This is a genomic window from Nitrospirota bacterium, assembly GCA_030645475.1.
Lineage (GTDB): Bacteria > Nitrospirota > Nitrospiria > Nitrospirales > Nitrospiraceae > Palsa-1315.
The window spans coordinates 1-18220 of record JAUSMA010000016.1 but is presented as its reverse complement, the minus strand read 5'-3'; the positions used below and the strand labels follow the sequence as shown (position 1 = coordinate 18220).

18 protein-coding genes are annotated in these 18220 nt (G+C 58.4%); 11 read left to right on the top strand and 7 right to left on the bottom strand.

The window, feature by feature from the left end; translation table 11 throughout:
- Nucleotides 1-4: 4 nt before the first annotated feature.
- Both pyk and Q7U76_04320 read right to left on the bottom strand, forming a co-directional pair.
- Entirely contained in the window at nucleotides 5-1456 is a 1452-nt protein-coding gene (gene pyk, locus Q7U76_04325) for a pyruvate kinase (protein ID MDO8355596.1), read from the bottom strand.
- Between the two features lie 163 nt (nucleotides 1457-1619).
- Nucleotides 1620-3944, bottom strand: a complete 2325-nt coding sequence (locus Q7U76_04320; GenBank protein MDO8355595.1) for a 6-phosphofructokinase — start codon at nucleotides 3942-3944, stop codon at nucleotides 1620-1622.
- A gap of 403 nt (nucleotides 3945-4347) precedes the next feature.
- Between Q7U76_04320 and Q7U76_04315 the strand changes: the two genes are divergently transcribed.
- The 3 genes from Q7U76_04315 to hemL all read left to right on the top strand — a co-directional run bounded on the left by Q7U76_04315 (nucleotide 4348) and on the right by hemL (nucleotide 7348).
- Nucleotides 4348-4809: a ribonuclease domain-containing protein gene (locus Q7U76_04315; GenBank protein ID MDO8355594.1), complete on the top strand. Its 462-nt coding sequence runs from the start codon at nucleotides 4348-4350 to the stop codon at nucleotides 4807-4809.
- A complete protein-coding gene (locus Q7U76_04310) occupies nucleotides 4806-5321 on the top strand; it encodes a barstar family protein (GenBank protein ID MDO8355593.1) in 516 nt (171 codons plus the stop codon). The genes Q7U76_04315 and Q7U76_04310 overlap by 4 nt, the downstream gene beginning before the upstream one ends.
- A gap of 743 nt (nucleotides 5322-6064) precedes the next feature.
- A complete protein-coding gene (hemL, locus tag Q7U76_04305; GenBank protein MDO8355592.1) occupies nucleotides 6065-7348 on the top strand; it encodes a glutamate-1-semialdehyde 2,1-aminomutase in 1284 nt (427 codons plus the stop codon).
- A gap of 309 nt (nucleotides 7349-7657) precedes the next feature.
- Here the strand turns inward: hemL and Q7U76_04300 are convergent, their stop codons facing one another.
- Nucleotides 7658-7891 carry a hypothetical protein gene (locus Q7U76_04300; protein MDO8355591.1) on the bottom strand — a complete coding sequence of 78 codons (234 nt, stop codon included), beginning with the start codon at nucleotides 7889-7891 and terminating at the stop codon, nucleotides 7658-7660.
- Between the two features lie 134 nt (nucleotides 7892-8025).
- Here Q7U76_04300 and Q7U76_04295 point away from each other — a divergent pair, with 134 nt between their 5' ends.
- Together Q7U76_04295 and Q7U76_04290 are read left to right on the top strand one after the other, a co-directional pair.
- A complete protein-coding gene (locus Q7U76_04295) occupies nucleotides 8026-8676 on the top strand; it encodes a thermonuclease family protein (GenBank protein MDO8355590.1) in 651 nt (216 codons plus the stop codon).
- Nucleotides 8677-8810: 134 nt separating this feature from the next.
- Nucleotides 8811-9605, top strand: coding sequence for a hypothetical protein (locus Q7U76_04290; protein ID MDO8355589.1), 795 nt, complete (start codon nucleotides 8811-8813; stop codon nucleotides 9603-9605).
- A 357-nt stretch (nucleotides 9606-9962) separates the two neighbouring features.
- Here Q7U76_04290 and Q7U76_04285 read toward each other — a convergent pair whose 3' ends face one another.
- Together Q7U76_04285 and Q7U76_04280 are read right to left on the bottom strand one after the other, a co-directional pair.
- Entirely contained in the window at nucleotides 9963-10361 is a 399-nt protein-coding gene (locus tag Q7U76_04285; GenBank protein ID MDO8355588.1) for a YbgC/FadM family acyl-CoA thioesterase, read from the bottom strand.
- 495 nt (nucleotides 10362-10856) lie between these two features.
- Nucleotides 10857-12113: a TIGR02710 family CRISPR-associated CARF protein gene (locus tag Q7U76_04280; protein MDO8355587.1), complete on the bottom strand. Its 1257-nt coding sequence runs from the start codon at nucleotides 12111-12113 to the stop codon at nucleotides 10857-10859.
- A 271-nt stretch (nucleotides 12114-12384) separates the two neighbouring features.
- Here Q7U76_04280 and Q7U76_04275 point away from each other — a divergent pair, with 271 nt between their 5' ends.
- From Q7U76_04275 to Q7U76_04250, 6 genes are all read left to right on the top strand, one after another.
- Entirely contained in the window at nucleotides 12385-12819 is a 435-nt protein-coding gene (locus tag Q7U76_04275) for an NfeD family protein (GenBank protein ID MDO8355586.1), read from the top strand.
- A gap of 37 nt (nucleotides 12820-12856) precedes the next feature.
- A complete protein-coding gene (locus Q7U76_04270; GenBank protein ID MDO8355585.1) occupies nucleotides 12857-13795 on the top strand; it encodes a stomatin-like protein in 939 nt (312 codons plus the stop codon).
- 55 nt (nucleotides 13796-13850) lie between these two features.
- On the top strand, nucleotides 13851-14429 hold the full coding sequence (locus Q7U76_04265) for an SIS domain-containing protein (GenBank protein MDO8355584.1): 579 nt from the start codon (nucleotides 13851-13853) through the stop codon (nucleotides 14427-14429).
- Complete coding sequence (locus Q7U76_04260) at nucleotides 14413-15405, top strand: hypothetical protein (protein MDO8355583.1); 993 nt, start codon at nucleotides 14413-14415, stop codon at nucleotides 15403-15405. Before Q7U76_04265 ends, Q7U76_04260 begins: the two co-directional genes overlap by 17 nt.
- A 58-nt stretch (nucleotides 15406-15463) precedes the next feature.
- Nucleotides 15464-16066, top strand: a complete 603-nt coding sequence (locus tag Q7U76_04255; GenBank protein ID MDO8355582.1) for a SprT-like domain-containing protein — start codon at nucleotides 15464-15466, stop codon at nucleotides 16064-16066.
- Nucleotides 16067-16322: 256 nt separating this feature from the next.
- Nucleotides 16323-17471 (top strand): DNA polymerase IV, encoded by a 1149-nt coding sequence (locus Q7U76_04250; protein ID MDO8355581.1) that lies wholly within the window; start codon nucleotides 16323-16325, stop codon nucleotides 17469-17471.
- Between the two features lie 10 nt (nucleotides 17472-17481).
- Here Q7U76_04250 and Q7U76_04245 read toward each other — a convergent pair whose 3' ends face one another.
- Both Q7U76_04245 and Q7U76_04240 read right to left on the bottom strand, forming a co-directional pair.
- Nucleotides 17482-17667 (bottom strand): hypothetical protein, encoded by a 186-nt coding sequence (locus Q7U76_04245; protein MDO8355580.1) that lies wholly within the window; start codon nucleotides 17665-17667, stop codon nucleotides 17482-17484.
- A gap of 255 nt (nucleotides 17668-17922) precedes the next feature.
- Nucleotides 17923-18220 (bottom strand): hypothetical protein (locus Q7U76_04240; GenBank protein ID MDO8355579.1); only part of this gene is annotated, 298 nt, incomplete at its 5' end.

Below are 18220 nucleotides of genomic sequence, written 5' to 3'. Positions count from 1 at the left end.
CGACTCACCCGATTTTGTGTAACTTCATCAAATTGGTTTCCCCGGGCTGACCGATCCTGGTCCCCGAGAGGATCACGATCCGCTGTCCCGTGACGGCTAAGCCCTCGGTCTTCAGGCGGCGTTCCGCTTCCTCGATCCGCTCATCGGTTTGCGCGATCTGGCGCATCGTATGAGGAATCACACCCCAGTACAGCGCCATCCGCTGCCGGACAGCCTCAAAGGGAGTCAATCCCACAATCGACGCGGCAGGTCGCTGCTTCGACAACAAGCGCGCGGTCGTACCCCGTTCGCTAAAAGCCACGATGACGCTCGCCCCGATGACTGAGGCTGCGGAAAAGGCCGAGTGGCAAATGGCTTCAGGGAAGGACCCTTCCTCTTGTGGCGCGATGGACGAGCGCACATACCAGGATCGTGCCCCCTCTTCTGCGGCGCGAACGATGCGGTTCATGACACGGACGGTTTCAACCGGATGTTGCCCGACCGCCGTTTCTCCGGACAGCATGACGGCATCGGTCCCGTCGAACACGGCATTGGCCACATCCGACGCTTCAGCCCTTGTCGGGCGTGAGTGGTGCGTCATCGACTCCAACATCTGAGTGGCCGTGATCACGAGTCGGCGCCGGCGGTTCGCTTCGGCGATAATCCGCTTCTGGAGGAGCGGAACCGCCTCCGGCCCCATCTCTACGCCCAAATCGCCCCGCGCCACCATCACGCCGTCCGCCTGATCGAGAATCGCGTCCAAGCATTCCACCGCTTCCGGCCGTTCGATCTTCGCAATAATCGGCACATCGCCGCCCCAGTCGGCCATTAACTGCCTTGCTGCCACCACATCATCGGGGCCTCTGACAAACGAGAGGGCCACATAGTCCACTCCTTGGGCGATGCCGAACCGGAGATCGTCCCGATCTTTGTCGGTGAGAGTCGGAGCGCTGATGCGCGTATCCGGCAGATTCATGCCCTTGTGCGAGGTCAGTCGTCCCCCGGTTACGACTCCACATTCGACGGTGCTGCCGATAATGCGATGTGCGACCAGCTCGATGAGTCCATCGTCAATCAGGATGCGGGCGCCTGGCTGGACATCCCGCACCAGGTATTGGTACGCCACCGAAATCTCTCGCATGCCGGATGACGCGAGAGACTGTGCGCCGAGTTGACCGCCGGACCGGAGCAGAGTCGTCACGAGTCTCACCGTCTGGCCGGCCACCAGATCGATCCCGCCCGGATCGACGTCTCCGATACGGATCCTCGGTCCTTGCAGGTCCTGGATGATCGCCACCGCCGCCTGCCGGCGATTCGCGGCTTCGCGAATGGCCTTGATCGCACGCGCATGCGATTCGTGAGTCCCGTGAGAAAAGTTGAGGCGCGCCGCATCCATGCCGCTTTCAATTAATTGATCCAGCACGGCGGGCGAATCACTGGCGGGGCCGATGGTACAGACGATTTTAGCTTTACGCATAGACGATACGGTTGCTTTCATTGGTCGAACGGAATGAGCGGCCCTCGTTCCCCGTTCCTCTCACCATGATATTCAGGGATGCCATTCTAACAAACGACCTCCATCCCCACAACGCAACCGCCGTTTCAGACGCGGGCCGCCTCTCTCATTGATGATCGAGGCGCTACGGCAGTTCGCTTCCATGCATGCGGGCGAAGATCTCCCAATCGAACTGCTTCGGTGCGACCGCGTGAAGTGGGATGGCCTCGATGGTGCCGGGCCCGCGATAGGCCAACATGCACCCGACCACCCGCTCCGGCTCCTTGACGAGGCGGCGAATGGCTTCGTAGGCCAGATCTTGTCCGATGGTTTTGTCCTCCGGGGTCGGGGGCGCTCCCCGTAACGTGTGGCCGAGGATTGTGGCTTTGGTCGCTGGGGCAAGGCGATATTCACCGGCACGCGCCTGAAACTGCGGCCACGTCGTGAGTGTGCCTGCGACATATTCGACAAGACCGCGCACACCGCCATCCTGGTGATGGCGATGGGGCGTCTGTTCCGCCACCACAAACAGATGGCTCTTGTTCGGGACTCCTAACGTACGTTTGAGCGTACCCATGATGATGTCGTCGATATAGGCGTCTGGGTCGGGATGCTCGTTGACCAGGATGCCTTCCGCCCTGGCCTGATAGGCACAAGCGAGGGCGAGATGGCCGGACCCGGCCCCCATAATCTCGACGAAAAAGACGCTGCCCATCGCGGAACTGGTAGCTTTCAACGACTCGATGGATTGATTCGCCAGCGACACAGCCGAATGAAAACCCAGGGAGGTCGTCCCCGCAAGATTATTATCGATCGTGCCGGGAATTCCGACTGCCTGAACTCCAAATCCTTCATAGAGCGCCCGCGCGCCTCGAAGACTCCCATCCCCGCCAATGACGACCAAGGCGCCGTCTTCCATGTAAGGCCGTAGATGCCGCATCGTGACCTGCTGCACCTGCTCGCTCTTGAAATCTTCGAAGCGGCTGCTCCCGATGGGACTGCTCGCATGACTGCCCATACCGCGGGTATCGTCTTCCGTCACCGCTTCGATCCAGTTATTGGCCAAACCCAAGAACCCGTGACGAACGAAATAGACCTCCAGGCCAAACCGATGTCCTGTCACGCGCAGCTCTTTTAACGCGGCGCCGGCCCCGGCGAAGTCGCCGCCCGAGACCAATGCCACGATCCGCTTGATCTGTCGGGGCTTGAGCGTGATCCGGTCTCTGCGTTCGCGCTCGACCTTCACCCAGGTTTCCCGCGCCGCCCGCTCACGCGCCGACAGACCCACCGCAGTGGAATAGCCGGATAAGAGTCCCTGTTCATAGGTCAGCAGGACGACGTTATCCTGTCCCTCTTTATATTCGCCAAACTCAGTGAAGGCTTCGCGAAAGGGACGAGGATCGAGATAAATCATGAGCGCCCGCAGCGTGGAGCTATGGCTGTACAGACAGACGGCCTTCCCCTCGTGGGACTGCCCCAACCGGCGGAACCCATCCACGATATCCACATAGACATCGAAGAAGGAATGTCCGCCCGGGTAGCTGTAAAGGGGATGTTTGATCAGGCGCTTGGCTGTCTGCACATCCACGCCGAATGCCTGTGCGGCCTCCTCGGCTTCTACCTTTTTCTCCAGACCCGTGACCCATCCGAAATCCTGAGAGTCCAAGGCGGGATCGCAGACTGGAGGGAGCGCATCAGCCTGTTGTGCCTGCCCCTGCATCAGCGCCGCGATGACCCGCTCGTACAGTTGCCGCGTATTGGGGCTGTGGCTCACCAGATGAACGAAGGTGCGCGGATCGAGGTAGTTGTGGATGTGCAGGAAGTCCAGTTGTTGCCCGACCAAGCCCAACATCTTGGCCAGGGCTGCACCCACTGCGTCGGCTTTGGGGACGCCTCGCTCAGGATCCAGCACGTTCGCGAGACGACGTCCAACTCGATAGGTACTGCTCTCCACGCGGGAGACACCATGACGCATCGTGAAGAGGAGCGTGCGGCCGGTTAAGTCGCGCGGCAAGAGCCAAAACCGATCCTCACCAAGATCCAGTACGATACGATCCTCGACCAACTGCGGTGTCAGTTGCGCGCGCGGCACAATCGCCACCGGCCGGCGATGGGCCGGTTTCTGCACGGACTTGATCGGCACGCGAAAGAGCGGGGCCAACTCGCCTGCTGCAAGGAGCGCATTCCAGGCGGCAAAGAACACCAGTTCATCCCCCCGGCAACCCTCATCGATCAGTGCGCGACGGGCCGCTCGATATTCCTCTGCCCCGGCGAAGCCCCCTTGCGCAGACTGCACAAAGGCCCGGATCTTCTCCATGGCGTCACGAGTTCGTTGTGGTCGATCGACTGAGGACGTCGAAAGGGGTGGGAGCGTCACTCCCTCACCGGAAAGGCGACGCGCCAACATCTCCCCGTAGGCCAGAAGTCCTTCGACTGTCACAAACTCAAGCCGGTCCACTGTGGATTCCACTCTATACCTCGTTAACTCGTCCTGACGTAACCAACCATCATGCCTGCCCGTATAGCTAGCCGGGAGATGCCTGACAGGGGAACATTCTCTACAAAATGAACAGATCGGATGCTACGCTGGCAAATGGACGATAGCAACAATTCCTGGCTCACAGGCTGCGGAAAAACCCTTCCGGCACAGCACGAGCACACTCCGCAGGATGCTCAAACAGGTTGTCCAGCAAGGCCGCAGCCGATGGAAGCACCGGAGGCGTAGCCCCTGGCTACGTTGAGGATGCTTTCGAGGCGAGAACGCTGCTGGCAGCCTGTTTCAGCATCCTGCTCGCTGGTTCGTTGATCCTCCAAGATCCTGCATGCTAGGGTTCGTCCTCTATTGCCGTGCCTCGTGATACGAACGTGACACTATGGATCGAATCTGGAAGGTCTATGGAATAGTCGTCGTCCTTGCTGGGCTGCTGCTCTGTGGCCTCACCGGTTGCCCCAACGTCGACTCGTCGCCTGAGCCGACTGTACCATCTGCCTCCGTCTCATCCGTTCAATCCCCAGGGCCGGCTCTTCACGATGCCACACCACCTCTCGATCGACTGCATCGAGCCGAACAGGCCTTCCCACAAAAAGCCCGAGACCTCCTAGAGGCCATTCGGCAACATGAGGACAAGGCCCTCCCCGGATATATCGGAGGCGGGGTATTTCAGAATCGTGAACGACGACTGCCTCGCGGCCACTATCGTGAGTACGATGTGAATCCCAAGATACGCGGCCGCTCGCGGGATGCGGAGCGAATCGTCATCGAGCAAGCCACAGGAAGAGCCTACTATAGCGGCGACCATTATCGAACGTTCACTCCGATGAATGAGACACCATGATATCGAAGCTCACATTATCCACTTATCTTCAGTCGACGAAAGCTCCCTGGACCTCATTGCTCATCGTAAAAACAGGACAGCGCGCTGAATCGCTGGTGCATCCACCACCCGGATTTGCCTTGAAAGTCATCAAGGGCGCCAAGTGTCAGACCACCGACGGCCTGTTGCGCGAATGTGCCAGAGCCTTGGATTTCCCGGACTACTTTGGACAGAACTGGGATGCTCTTGAGGAATGTCTGGCTGACCTGGAATGGCTGCCGGCCAAGGGCTATATCCTCCTCATCACCGATGCGGCACAGGTGTTGCCAGACGATGAAGAAGAGTACACAACCTTGCTTGAGGTATTGCGAGACGCGGGAGAGGCCTGGGGAAACGGACAGGCGGGAATGGGCCGGCAACAAGCGACGCCGTTTCACGTGTTGTTCGCTGTATCGGAACGGGAGAAAAACAAGCGGGCTCATTGGGGCATGACAGACGTCACGACGCAACCGACTCGGAAGCCGGAAACCTAAGCCCTCATACTATCGACGGAGAAATGCACGATCCTAGCAGGATGCTGAAAAAGTCCGCCAGCGGCGTTCTCGCTTCACGAAGAGGCTCAACGTACCAACCAGTACGTCTCGCCTCTTCGCTCGTTGCGGCCTTGCTGGACGGCCTTTTTGAGCATCCTGTGGTTGTTCAAGCCGAGGTGCCACTCGAAGTATTTGGGCCAATTTTTCGCATACACCGAGTTATTCCGCAGCCTGCTAGGGGCGCAGCCTCTTGGCCACGTTCAGAAGGCCTGTCCAGCGGAAGAGCACAGAAGACAATCCGGTCGCTGTTCCAGAGTACGAGACGGTGCGAGCCGATGCCTGCCAGCGAGCTTGCACGTCATGGCGATGAAAGACGCAAATCCCGTGCGTTTCACGCGCATCGTCGAGAGGCGCCTTCTCCCCCACCAGTGAAGTAACTCCTTCTTGCCGGCACCACGAACACACAATTCTCATCACTCATCCTTTAGCAAATTACTATCTAGAGCTCTGTCTCATGCTTGTCTAGTTAGGCAAGACTCAGGCCGCACTCGATTCGTAACATGAATCGACATATTTGCAAGGGATTACGAAAAGTCCCTATCCCTTGGATTTATGATCCTGTATCAAAAATGCTGAGAGGCGTATCTCTTCAGACACTTTTTGGCCCCAGTCGCTCGACCACGCCACGAGGACCTGCTCTTTCTTGACCGAGGCTCTGCCACATGGTACTGTGCGCCCCCATTATGAAAACGACTCGTTCAGCCAAACTGTTTGCCGACGCACAACTGTTGATTCCCGGTGGCGTGAATAGTCCGGTGCGGGCCTTTCGCTCGGTCGGAGGCCAACCCCGGTTTATCAAACGCGCCAAAGGCGCCCGCCTCTACGACGTCGATGGGAACACCTACATCGACTACGTACTGTCATGGGGCCCGATGATTTTGGGCCATGCCGCCCCATCGGTGATCAGCACGATCAAAAAGGCCGCCGCAAACGGCACCAGCTACGGCGCACCGACCGAGCTGGAAGTCACGCTCGCCCGCATGATCAATCAAGCTTTCCCCTCGATGGAGAAGGTCCGGCTGGTCAGTTCCGGTACCGAAGCGGTCATGAGCGCCATTCGAGTCGCCCGTGGCTTTACGAAGCGAGACAACATCCTCAAGTTCGAAGGCTGCTATCACGGCCACAGCGATTATTTGCTGGCGAAAGCCGGCTCGGGTCTGGCCACGCTGGGAATACCGGATTCGCTGGGAGTCCCGGCTGACTTTGCCAAACACACCTTGACCGTGCCGTATAACGACATCCAAGCGGTGCAACAGATCATCAAAGAACATCGGAATACGTTGGCCTGCATTATTTTGGAGCCCATTGCAGGGAACATGGGCGTCGTGCCGCCGACCCCTGAGTTTCTTTCGTCTCTCAGACGACTCACCGCAGAAAACGACATCCTCCTGATTTTCGACGAAGTGATTTCCGGCTTTCGAGTCGCGTACGGCGGAGCCCAAACGCTCTATGGCATTACGCCGGATCTGACGGTATTGGGGAAAATCATCGGCGGAGGCTTGCCGGTCGGCGCCTACGGAGGACGGAAAGAGATCATGGATCTGATCGCGCCATCCGGGCCGGTCTATCAGGCAGGAACCTTGTCGGGAAATCCGTTAGCCGTGTCCGCCGGCATTGAAACACTCAAGCAGCTCAAGCGCCGCGGGGTCTATAAGAAGTTGAACGAACAATCGGCCGCGCTGGCCAACGGGATTGGAGCGGCCGCGAAAAAAGCGGGTGTACCTCTCACACAAACCAGAGTCGGTTCAATGCTGGGCGCCTTCTTTACCTCAGGACCGGTGGTGAACTGGAATACCGCTAAACTGTCAGACACAAAGCGATACGGACAATTCTTTCACGCGATGCTGGAGCAGGGAGTCTACTTGGCTCCCTCTCAATTCGAGGCCGCCTTCCTCTCAACCGCCCATTCAAGCCGCGATATCGATTACACGATCAAAGCCGCGCATTCCGCCTTCAAAGAACTTTGAAGAGCTGATGGCTGATGGCGTATGGCCAGAGAGCAAAGAGCTTATGGCTGATAGCATATGGCAGGAAAAGAATGAGCGGTCAGTTGTTAGCTCTGGCTATACGCTATCAGCTATAGGTATAGGCTCTTTACGGATGTATCGCCCGAGATACTAGCCGAACCGGTTTCGATACAGCCGCAGGCTCCTGGGAGGCTGGTCAAACCTACCAGCCAGCAATGCTGCAGATAGCTTAAGGGCCCAACGTATACTGAATACGTTGAGCCCTTGAGCGAAGCGATCAGAACCTGACGAAGGGTTTCAGCAACCTCTCTATTCGTCGTCGTCCTCGTCCTCCATATCCAACACTTCCTGCCGCTTCTGCTCTTCCATCGCGTTATGCAGGAGCATGCGGACAAACATCGAATAGAGCGAACCTTTTTCCAGCGTCCCGCCTGGAGGAATGGCAATCTTGCCTTCCTTAATCATGCGATCCATCCAGATCTTTTGGTCAGGCGCGATCAAGATCGGAATCTCGATCAGCCCCACACGTCCCATCATATCCATAGTCCGGCCCCCTTCTATTTCGTTACATCTTTCCAATCGACATGCGGACATTTCAGCATGCGAATTTCTGCATTGTCAACAAAACGGGAGCGGCCCCCTTCTTCTGGCACAAACCCTGCTGAGCAACTTATCGTATGGAACGATTCCGACACATATTGCGCGTCGTGAGACATGCCCCCTGCAGCTGTCTTCTGATCGCCCTCTGGACCATCCTCTGCTTGTTCGCCATGCCTCATGAGGGGCTGACTCAGCCAACCACCGCGCCGCCCTCCTCCTTACCCACCGCTCCGTTATCGCCCGATGCCGCCATCACCGACCCACGTTCCTCCTGCGATCTTTGTTGGAAGCCCGAACCACGAGCCGGGAGCACCGTCCGTCCCCACCGGCCTCACCGTGAAAAGGGACTCCATCCTCACAAGAAGCCCAAAGGGCTGCGACGATCCAGCAGTAAAAGTCTCCGATCGATGCTCCGTCGACAAGCTGCCGCACCACTCGGTGGCATTGAGCGCACAGTGGACGGTCGGCAGGTCTACGTGGTCGACGGTGACACCTTTCGCTATGGGACCGAGCGCGTCAGACTCCGAGGCATCGACACCCCGGAACTGAACGAGCCGGGCGGACAGGCAGCCAGGCTGCGGCTGGAAGAATTGCTTCGCAGCGGACCAATCCGCATCGTCCCGCATGGACGAGATGTCTACGACCGTACCGTAGCCGATGTGTACGTCGATGGACGGAACGTAGCAGAGAGTCTCCGGATAGACGGCTTCGCGAAGCCCCACTCCTAACGTCGCAAAACCGACAAGAACACCCTTGGACTTAGAGCGCCAATCCTGGCAGGATACCGTACGGGCCTTATCCGCTGCCTTAAAACGTGTGGCATCTTATACGGAACCAGATAATACATAGTTAGGTAGAGGGAATGCGCGATCACGACCAAGAGCATGTTCGTGACATGCTGCAGCGACTCGGGTTCGTAGTCGAGCAGCTGACCGTGTCAACTGACAAGAGGCCGGACCTGCTCGCTCAGAGGGACGGCGAGCGTCTGTTCGTAGAAGTGAAGTCGAGGCGCCTCGATGCGTCGCTCCGTAAGGCCATGAAGTCGGTGCGACCGGGTGACCAACAGACGATTGAAACGACGCTTGAGAAGCACAACACCCTGTCAGCCGAGATTACGGGCGCGGTTGTACAGCTTGAGGCTCTTGCCGGCACTGACGACTATCGCCTCCTCTGGTATCGCGCTGACCTCGGACCATTTGTCCATGGTGTCTTCGAACAGATCACATCGACCCTGCTGGGTACCCGATGTGTGCGCACCGCGTCGGGGACGCTGCGCAAGTGCGCATATGCTGGACTCGGCGACTTCTACCGCTGTGCGTCGCTAGACGGAGTGATGATCGAAGTGGACGAGGGGATCAATCTACTTCCGAACCACTTCTCACCCAGGTACAGCAGGTTCGCCAAGAGTGCAATGTGGGCCTCGCTTCCCCCGCGCTGCGTTCTTGACGTCCTGGAAGCCTCGACGAAGGGCGGCTGGCTAATTGTCGAAGGCCCAATCGACCGTCGGGAGGACGCTGCCTTGCTCGCGCACCTGCAGCATAAGTACCCCGCCGCAGAGATCGTTGGGTTTGAGGTGCCTGTCGCCACAACGCACGTAACCACGATTGACGCGCAGGCAACTCTCGATAGGCGCGATCGCAAAGGGAGGACGCTGTGATGAAACGCTATCCCGAGCCCCACCTAACAAGCGCTTGCAGCGGACGGCCCGCTGGGCGGCCCGCCGCTGAACCACAACCTTGTTAGGTAGCTCTGGCGATGGTGAAGACTGAGCGGGGACGGACTGCTTGCGAGTGAGCTACGGCTTCTTCTTGTTCTTATCCGACGGATTATCAGAAAACAGCAGCCAACCGAGTACCATAAATCCTATCGCGACGCCGGTGATGGCGAGCCAGGTTCCGAGCTTGTCCATTTAGTGACTCCTTCGCTTCACACGTCTCTCGTGAAGCGTCACTCGTATCTCGCAAAGCATGACGACCACTTCCGTCTTGCGCTTCACGCTTCACGAACGACGACTTCAAGCCGAACGCGGCTCAGACTGTAGTGCGGCGACCATCGCCTTATCGAGGCGCTGTACTTTACCATTGCCATCCGTTGCCGCGAGGCGGGCTGAGCCTTCCACCACAACCCGCCCGCTCGCCTTCTCGCGCAGCACATGGGAAAAAGTGAACGAGGCCGGAGTCACATCGGTCACGCTGGTTTCTATCACCAATGTTTCTCCATACCGGCCTGGTGAGCGGTAGTCAGCTTCGGCATGCACCACAACAAAGACGGTACCCTGCTCCATTAACGCCGCAACCGACTGGCCGCGCGATTCAAGATACTCGGTACGAGCCCGCTCGAAATACTTCAGATAGTTGGCGTAGTACACGACCCCGCCACAGTCGGTGTCTTCGTAGTAGATCCTAATTTCCATAAGAGCGAATGGCCGAATAAGAGTTTATGGCGTATGGCTAATGGCCTGGACAATAATCCGAACCACGGGAAAGAGTCGAACATTACGATATCAACAGCGTGTTTCTAAAAGCGTTGATACTTTTCGCAAGCCGCTGTCCATCCTCATATAAGGCACGATGTTCTATCTCTGTGATGTACGCTCGATCCTTGCAAGAACGCCCCGGCAACCACTTCAAAAGTTGACCCCAGGGCAATCTCCAACTGATAGTCGAATGCTTTGTTACTGTTTTTGGCCGTCCCCTCCGCGATATTGAGCGCGATTGAATTCACTGCCCGATTCAGCTGGGATTTTAATCCATAGTCTTCATGTCTAGGAAACTTAGCGGTTACGGCATAGATCCTTGTCGCGTACTCCTTGGCTAACTGCCAAATTTCCAACGTTTCAAATCTGAATGCCATTTTTAATTTTGTCTTTGTTCGTGCTATACGCTACCAGCCATACGCCATAAGCTCTTTAGACGTTCAGCGTCGGAAACTTCGGGAGCGACGCCTCATGCACACCCGTGAGTCTCAACACGACGTCGTACAACTGCTGGACCCGCTCGGCCTTGACCGGCTCGAAGCCATGGCCGAGGACGGCATGACTGGCCGCGTCGAGCAGAGGTTTCATCGTCGGCCACTCACGCAGAAAGGCTTGGCCCATCTGGTCGCCCAATCCGGCCAATACCCGAAACTGCGCCTGCAGGGGCAATTTGTACTTGCCGTCGAGGTCTTCCAGCCAGCAAGTCCGGCAGGTTTCTCGTAGCGCCTCCGGCAATTGCTCCGGCAGCACGTCCCAGGTTTTAATCTGGTGTTGCTTGAACAGTTGTCGTTGGGCAAAGGCTTCGAGCGCACGAACCAACGAGACCATCGCGGTCTCCGGATCATGCGCGCCACGCAGTCGCCGACCGGCATGGGCCAGCAAATCGATAGGCTGCATGTCTTTGACCGGAGCAGGATCGAGCACGAGCTTTTCGAGGAATCCCGCATTCGCTTTGATCGGGGGAAGGACAGCTTTGAGTCCTGGCGGTCCGCCCCACAATGCCGCCATCTCGAAAGCCTTCACGGCGTGCTTTAATTTCTCCCAGGCCTGACGGTACTGAAATCGCTCCCAGAGATCGTAGCCATCTGCCAGATCTGCAAAGGCGCGATAGAGCGGCTTCTGCCCCCCGCTCACCCTGGCTTCGAGCTCGCGAAACAGCTTTGCCGATGCGGCAAACAATCCCCGATTGAACAGCTCACAGCCCTCGCGGCGCGAGACCGAGGCCGCTTCATCCCAGGGATTGCCCTGCGTCCAGAGGAACGGCAGTCCGGCGATATCGATCCGGTCCTCTTCCTGTCCCTCTCTCGCCGGCACGAGCGAGACGATCCGCGAACTGAGAGACAAGGTGGCCAGCGTGAGCGCACCCGCCATGGCCGGAGTCGCCCCGGTCACATCGACGACGAGCTCGCCTGGCTGCACATCCCACGTATGCAACATCTCCGGGAGCGCCTGCGCAAGCGCCCGATAACAGCCGACAAATTCGTCGGTCTCCGCCAGTACCACCCAATCCCACCGTCTGGGCATATGTTCAATCTTCGGTTGCACATCGGCTTCAACGAGCGCCTTCGCCCCTTCCGGCAACACAAAGCAAAGCGAGTCCGGCTGCAGACGATTAATCGAATAGACCGCCGCCGCCGTATGGCCGGTGAGGGCGATCACTAATGCTTTCACTGGTTGGTCATGCGCCATTGGGCGCGGACTATACCATAGGACGGCGCAAATTCCTTCCGGCTTCATACCCTGCCTTCGCCGAAGCGGCTTCGCGCAGACAGGTCGCGTCGCTCAAGGCCCCAACCTCCGCATCGGCCGCTCGACCGCCCCATGAGTCTTCGCCACTCTGAGCCATCGATTCATGGTCAAGCAACGTGCGTTCTGCTTGACGGTCTCCGGAAACGCGCTTAGACTTTCCTGACGCGCGACATCCCTCGCAACTCTTTCGAATACTCAATGAGGTCCCCCGATGATCTGGTGGTATTGGATGTTCCTCGGCCTCGTCTTGCTCGGCGTCGAAATGATCACGCCGGGGGGCTTCTACATTCTCTTCTTTGGGTTAGCGGCTCTGATCGTCGGCAGTCTCACCTGGCTGGGATTCGCCCAAGCAGAATGGCTCCAGTGGCTCTTGTTCTCAGGACTCGCGATCCTATCCTTGCTGGTTTTCCGCGGACCGTTATTGGCCTGGATCAACAGACAGGACAAGGACCTGCCTGCCGTGGATTCACTCGCGGGAGAAAGCGCGATCCCAATTGAAGACTTGCTGCCAGGCGCCACCGGCAAAGCTGAGCTGCGCGGCACCTCCTGGACTGCCCACAATGCCGGGACGGTCCCTTTGACAAAGGGTCAACGATGCACAGTCGAGCGGGTCGAGGGACTCACCATCTGGATATCAGCGGAATAGGCAGGGGAAACCCGGAACGAACACGAAGGAGTGCACGATGAGCGAAGGACTCTTTGTCATGCTGGTCTTAGCCTTGCTGGTGTTGATCGTCATTGGCAAAACCGCCGTGGTCGTGCCGCAGCAAAGCGCCTATGTGGTCGAGCGACTCGGCAAATACGCCGCCTCACTGGATGCAGGGTTTCATATCCTCCTCCCCTTCATCGACCGTATTCGCTATAAACATTCGCTCAAGGAAACGGCCATCGACATCCCCGAGCAAGTCTGTATCACGCGCGATAACGTGCAGGTGTCGGTGGACGGCATCTTGTACCTCAAGGTCTTGAACCCTCAGCGCGCGTCGTACGGCATCAGCGACTACAATTTTGCGCTGATCCAACTGGCGCAGACCACGTTGCGAAGCGAGATGGGCAAGATTGAGCTCGACCGGACATTCGAAGAGCGGACGAACATCAATATCCAGGTCGTCAACGAACTCGACAAGGCCTCAGATCCCTGGGGCGTCAAAGTCCTCCGCTACGAAATCAAGAACATCACCCCCCCGAAGGGCGTGTTGGACGCCATGGAAAAGCAGATGCGGGCAGAGCGGGAGAAGCGGGCGGTGATTCTCACGTCGGAAGGCGAGCGCGACGCAGCCATCAACCAGGCCGAGGGCGAGAAGCAACAAGTGATCAAAGCCTCCGAGGCCAAGAAACAGCAGCAGATCAACGAGGCAGAGGGAGCGGCATCGGCCATCCTCGCCATTGCGCAGGCCACGGCTGAGGGACTTCGCAAGGTCGCAGAAACGATCCAGATTCCGGGCGGTCAGGAAGCCGTCCAGCTACGCGTGGCAGAACAGTACATCACCAAGTTCGGCGAGTTGGCGAAGACGACCAACACGTTGATCCTGCCTGCGACGGTCTCCGATGTCGGCTCCATGATCGCCTTGGCGATGAGCGCCATCCGGCAGACCGGTCCCCTCACCACCATCAAGTCGTGATTGGTCGTCACGTCACGTTTGACAGGTGACGGAGGGTTGCCTAGAATCGCGTCCCATGAAAGATCTTATACTCAGTGCCTTTGCCGACAGCGCATCCGTCAAGCAACAGTTCGCGCGCGACCATGTCGATCGCATCGCGCAGGTCGCAACCTTAATGGTCGAGGCCTTTCGCCAAGGACGCAAAGTCTTATTGTTCGGCAACGGTGGCAGCGCCACGGATGCGGCCCATCTCGCAGCCGAATTCGTCGGCCGTTATAAACGCGAGCGGGCCCCGCTCCCGGCCATCGCGCTGGCCACCGATATTGCCGCCATCACCTGCATCGCCAACGACTACGGCTTCGAGGAACTCTTTGCCCGGCAGGTGCGCGCCCATGGCCAGAAAGGCGACATCGCCATTGCCATCAGCACCAGCGGCAATTCGCCGAACGTCTTAAAGGGTGTGGAGGCCGCGCGGGCTTGCGGCCTCACGACCATCGGGTGGACCGGTGGAACCGGTGGAAAACTGGCCGGGCTGGTGGAATACCCCTTCGTCGTACCTTCGACCGTGACGGCCCGCATTCAAGAAAGTCACATCACGCTCGGCCACGTCCTGTGTGAACTCATTGAGGAACAGCTCCTTGGCAAAGCCTCCTGACCGGCAACGGCCCCCCATTACGACCCCGAAGCTGATCGCGCCGATCAATGTGACGGATCTCACGACCTATCCGCTCAAAAAGCGGCACAGTAAGGTTCGTGTCTCCGACTTTGCCCGCCCCTGGCACCGTGGAGGCAGCTTCAGCCAGTTCTATCGCTCGCTGCCGGATATCCTCGGCGTGAAAACGTTGCGCGCGGTCGCCAAAGCTATCGCTAAGGCCCATCGCAAGGGCCGGCCGGTCATCGTGGGCATCGGCGCCCACGTCGTCAAGGTCGGATTGAATCCGATTCTCGTGGACCTGATGCAGCAAGGAATCGTATCGGCCGTGGCCATGAACGGCGCCGGGATCATTCACGATTTCGAATTAGCGCTCATGGGCCACACCTCCGAGGAAGTCGACGCAGAGATCGACGCGGGACGCTTCGGTATGGCGGAAGAAACCGGCCGCATGCTGAACGAAGCGATCGTCCGCGGGGCCCACGATCGCGAGGGGCTCGGCGAATCGGTCGGCCACTACATCAACCGGCGCCAGGGACAGTTTCCCAACCGCGAGACGAGCATCCTCGCGACCGGAGCACGGCTTGGCATTCCTGTGACTGTGCATGTGGCGATCGGGACCGACATCATCCATATGCATCCTTCCGCGGACGGAGCCGCCATTGGCGCAACGTCGCTCCTGGACTTTCGCCGGCTTGCTGCCGTCGTGTCTGGCATGGAGGGCGGCGTCTACCTCAATATCGGCTCTGCCGTCATTTTGCCGGAAGTCTTCCTCAAGGCGGTGTCGCTGGGACGCAATTTGGGCCATGATCTGACCAACATTACGACCGTGAACATGGACTTCCTCGCTCACTACCGCCCGCTTACCAACGTGGTACGGCGACCGACCCAGAAGGGCGGGAAGGGTTACTCCCTCATCGGCCACCACGAAATCATGGTGCCGTTGCTCGCCGCGGCCGTGCACGAAGAATTGGGGTAACCCCCGTCCTATGGCCCCACGCCAAGCCCCTCCAGTAACCTCACAGCAGCTGACCCGGATGTGGGTCGAACTGAACGGCCGCTATTTCGAAGGTCTGCTCCCTCCGATCGATCTCGTCTGGAGCCGCCGATTGACCTCCTCGGTCGGTATGTTCGTGAGTCGTCGAGGGCCGAAACCACGGCTGGATCAGGAGGGTCTTCGCCCGCCAACCAAGCGTGAGATTCGCCTCTCGCTTCCCTTGCTCCACCAGGTCGTCCAGGCAACCGAGTATGGGGAGCAGGAGATCGTGAATACACTCGCGCACGAAATGATTCATCAATGGCAGTTCGACATCCTCAAGCGGCGGCCAAATCATCGACAGGATTTTCTCCGCAAGATGACCGAGATGAACAGGGATGGGGCTCTGGCGATCACCATCTACCATTCGTTGCAGAAGGAAGTTCTCGCGCTGACGCGATTCGCCTGGCGCTGCCGGCAATGCGGCAGGCTATACCAACGACAACGACGGTCGATTCAACCGCGGCGGCACCATTGCGGTATCTGCCGCGGAGCGCTACAAGAATTGCGGCCAGTAGGTCAGACCCAGATTGAGGCACCGCCGCCAACACCAGCCCCCACTCTCACTCTGTTGCAGCGGATTCAACTATCGTTTAGGTTCTAAGCAGGATGCTCAAACAATTCGCCAACACAAAGACCGTGAAGCGTTCCTCGTGAAACGTATCTCGTGTGAGGACGGAGCTGATAGCGTATGGCTTATAGCTGATGGCTCGGAAAAATCACCGTCTGTTGGAAGAGAAGTTGATCATTGGTTTCGGCAGCTCCAGCTCTGACTCCTAGCCATACGCTATAGGCTATACGCTCTTTTCTTCGGACGAGAGACGAACGACGCTTCACGAACGACGTACCGGAGATGATCCATGCGCTGGTCTCGTCAGATTCTCTTCGGAGACGTGGATGCCATGTTCGCCTCAGCCGCCGTCCTGGCAGACCCAAGTCTTGCGGGCAAACCAGTCGCCGTCGGTGGATCCTCTCCGCGAGGCATCATCGCCGCCGCCAGTTATGCCGCCCGTTCGTTCGGCGTCCGCTCGGCCATGCCGACCGGCGAAGCACGGCGCCTCTGCCCAGACCTCATTCTTGTCCCCCCGGATCGGCCGCTCTATCAACGGCTGCATGAACAGATGCAGGCCGTCATCAACCGCCTGCTCCCCGTCACCGAATGGACGAGCATCGATGAGTTTTACGCGGAAACGACGGACATGCAGTCGCTCTATCCAGATCCGTCCAGCCTGGGCCAATGTGTGAAGGACGCGATCTTCGACGCCACGGGGCTCCGTTGCACGGTGGCGCTTGCCACCGGAAAGACTGTGGCCAAGGTGGCTGCGGATGCCCATAAGCCGGACGGACTGGCGGTGATCGAGCCGGGAACGGAAGCGGCGTTTCTGGCGGCGCGTCCGGTGCGCGACCTGCCGGGCATCGGACCGAAGTCTGCGGTCATGTTGAATGGGCTCGGCATCCACTGCGTCGGCGACCTGCTCGATCCACAACATGAGCCGTTTCTTCGACAACAATGGGGCACCCGCCTTCTCGCGTGGCAGGAAGTGGCACAAGGAATCGATCGCGACCCGGTGGTAGTCGATCGAGCCTCCAAAAGCCTCGGGCATGAAACGACGTTCGAACAGGACACCAGCGATCTGGCCTTCCTGGAACTGACGATCAAAAGTTTTCTCGGGACCTTGGCGCACGACCTGCGCGTGCAAGGACTGGCGGCGGGATCGTTCACCGTCAAACTCAAAGATGCCACGTTCCAAATCACCACGCGACAGCAGCAATTTGGGCATCCGCTCAACTACGATCCTGCCATGTGGACGGCCGTCCAGTCTGCACTCCAGAGCCTGGCCAGACCGCAGACCCGCTATCGATTGGTGGGCTTGTCGCTGTCCGGCCTCGTACCAGCGACAGACTCGCTCTTTACACAACGCCAAACTCAGGCGATCGAAGCTCTAGATGGACTGATCGAACGATATGGCAGTCGTATGGTTCGACTGGGCGGGATTCCGGAAGAGTAACCGGGAAGGCTCAGCTTGGACGTTGATTGTCGGACGGACGAACCGAGTTCAAGAAGGCTTCCACTTCCTGAATCACCACCCCCTGCTCCTCAGCCGACAGCTTATCCCAATGTTGCCGGAGCGGTTCAAAGTATCGCCTGATGGAGGTATAGAGGCTATAGGCTTTCCCGTTTCGCTCATCCTGACTGTCTGCCATGGTTCTCGTCCTTTCACGTCTTCTAATAGGCCAGCAGTCTAGTCAATTCTGCCCTTGGCAGACAAGGGCATAGGTAAATCTCGCACCCACAGCTCTAACAGTCACCGAAAAATATTCATGACAACAGCATGCAGGATGCTCAAACAGTTCGTCCAGCAAGGCCGTAGCGAGTGAAGGGCCGAGGCGTACCCGCAGGGTACGTTGAGGGTCTGAACGATGCGAGAACGATGCTGGCGAATTGTTTCAGCATCCTGCTTAGAACCTAAACGATAATTGAATCCGCTGCAACAGAGTGGGGGCTGGTGTTGGTGGCGGTGTCTCGAGCTGGGTCTGACCTACCGACCGCAATTCTTGTAGCGCTCCGCGGCAGATACCGCAATGGTGCCGCCGCGGCTGAATCGTCCGTCGTTGTCGTTGGTACAGTCTGCCGCATTGCCGGCAGCGCCAGGCGAATCGCGTCAGCGCGAGAACTTCCTTCTGCAACGAATGGTAGATGGTGATCGCCAGGGTCCCATCTCGATTCATCTCGGTCATCTTGCGGAGAAAATCCTGT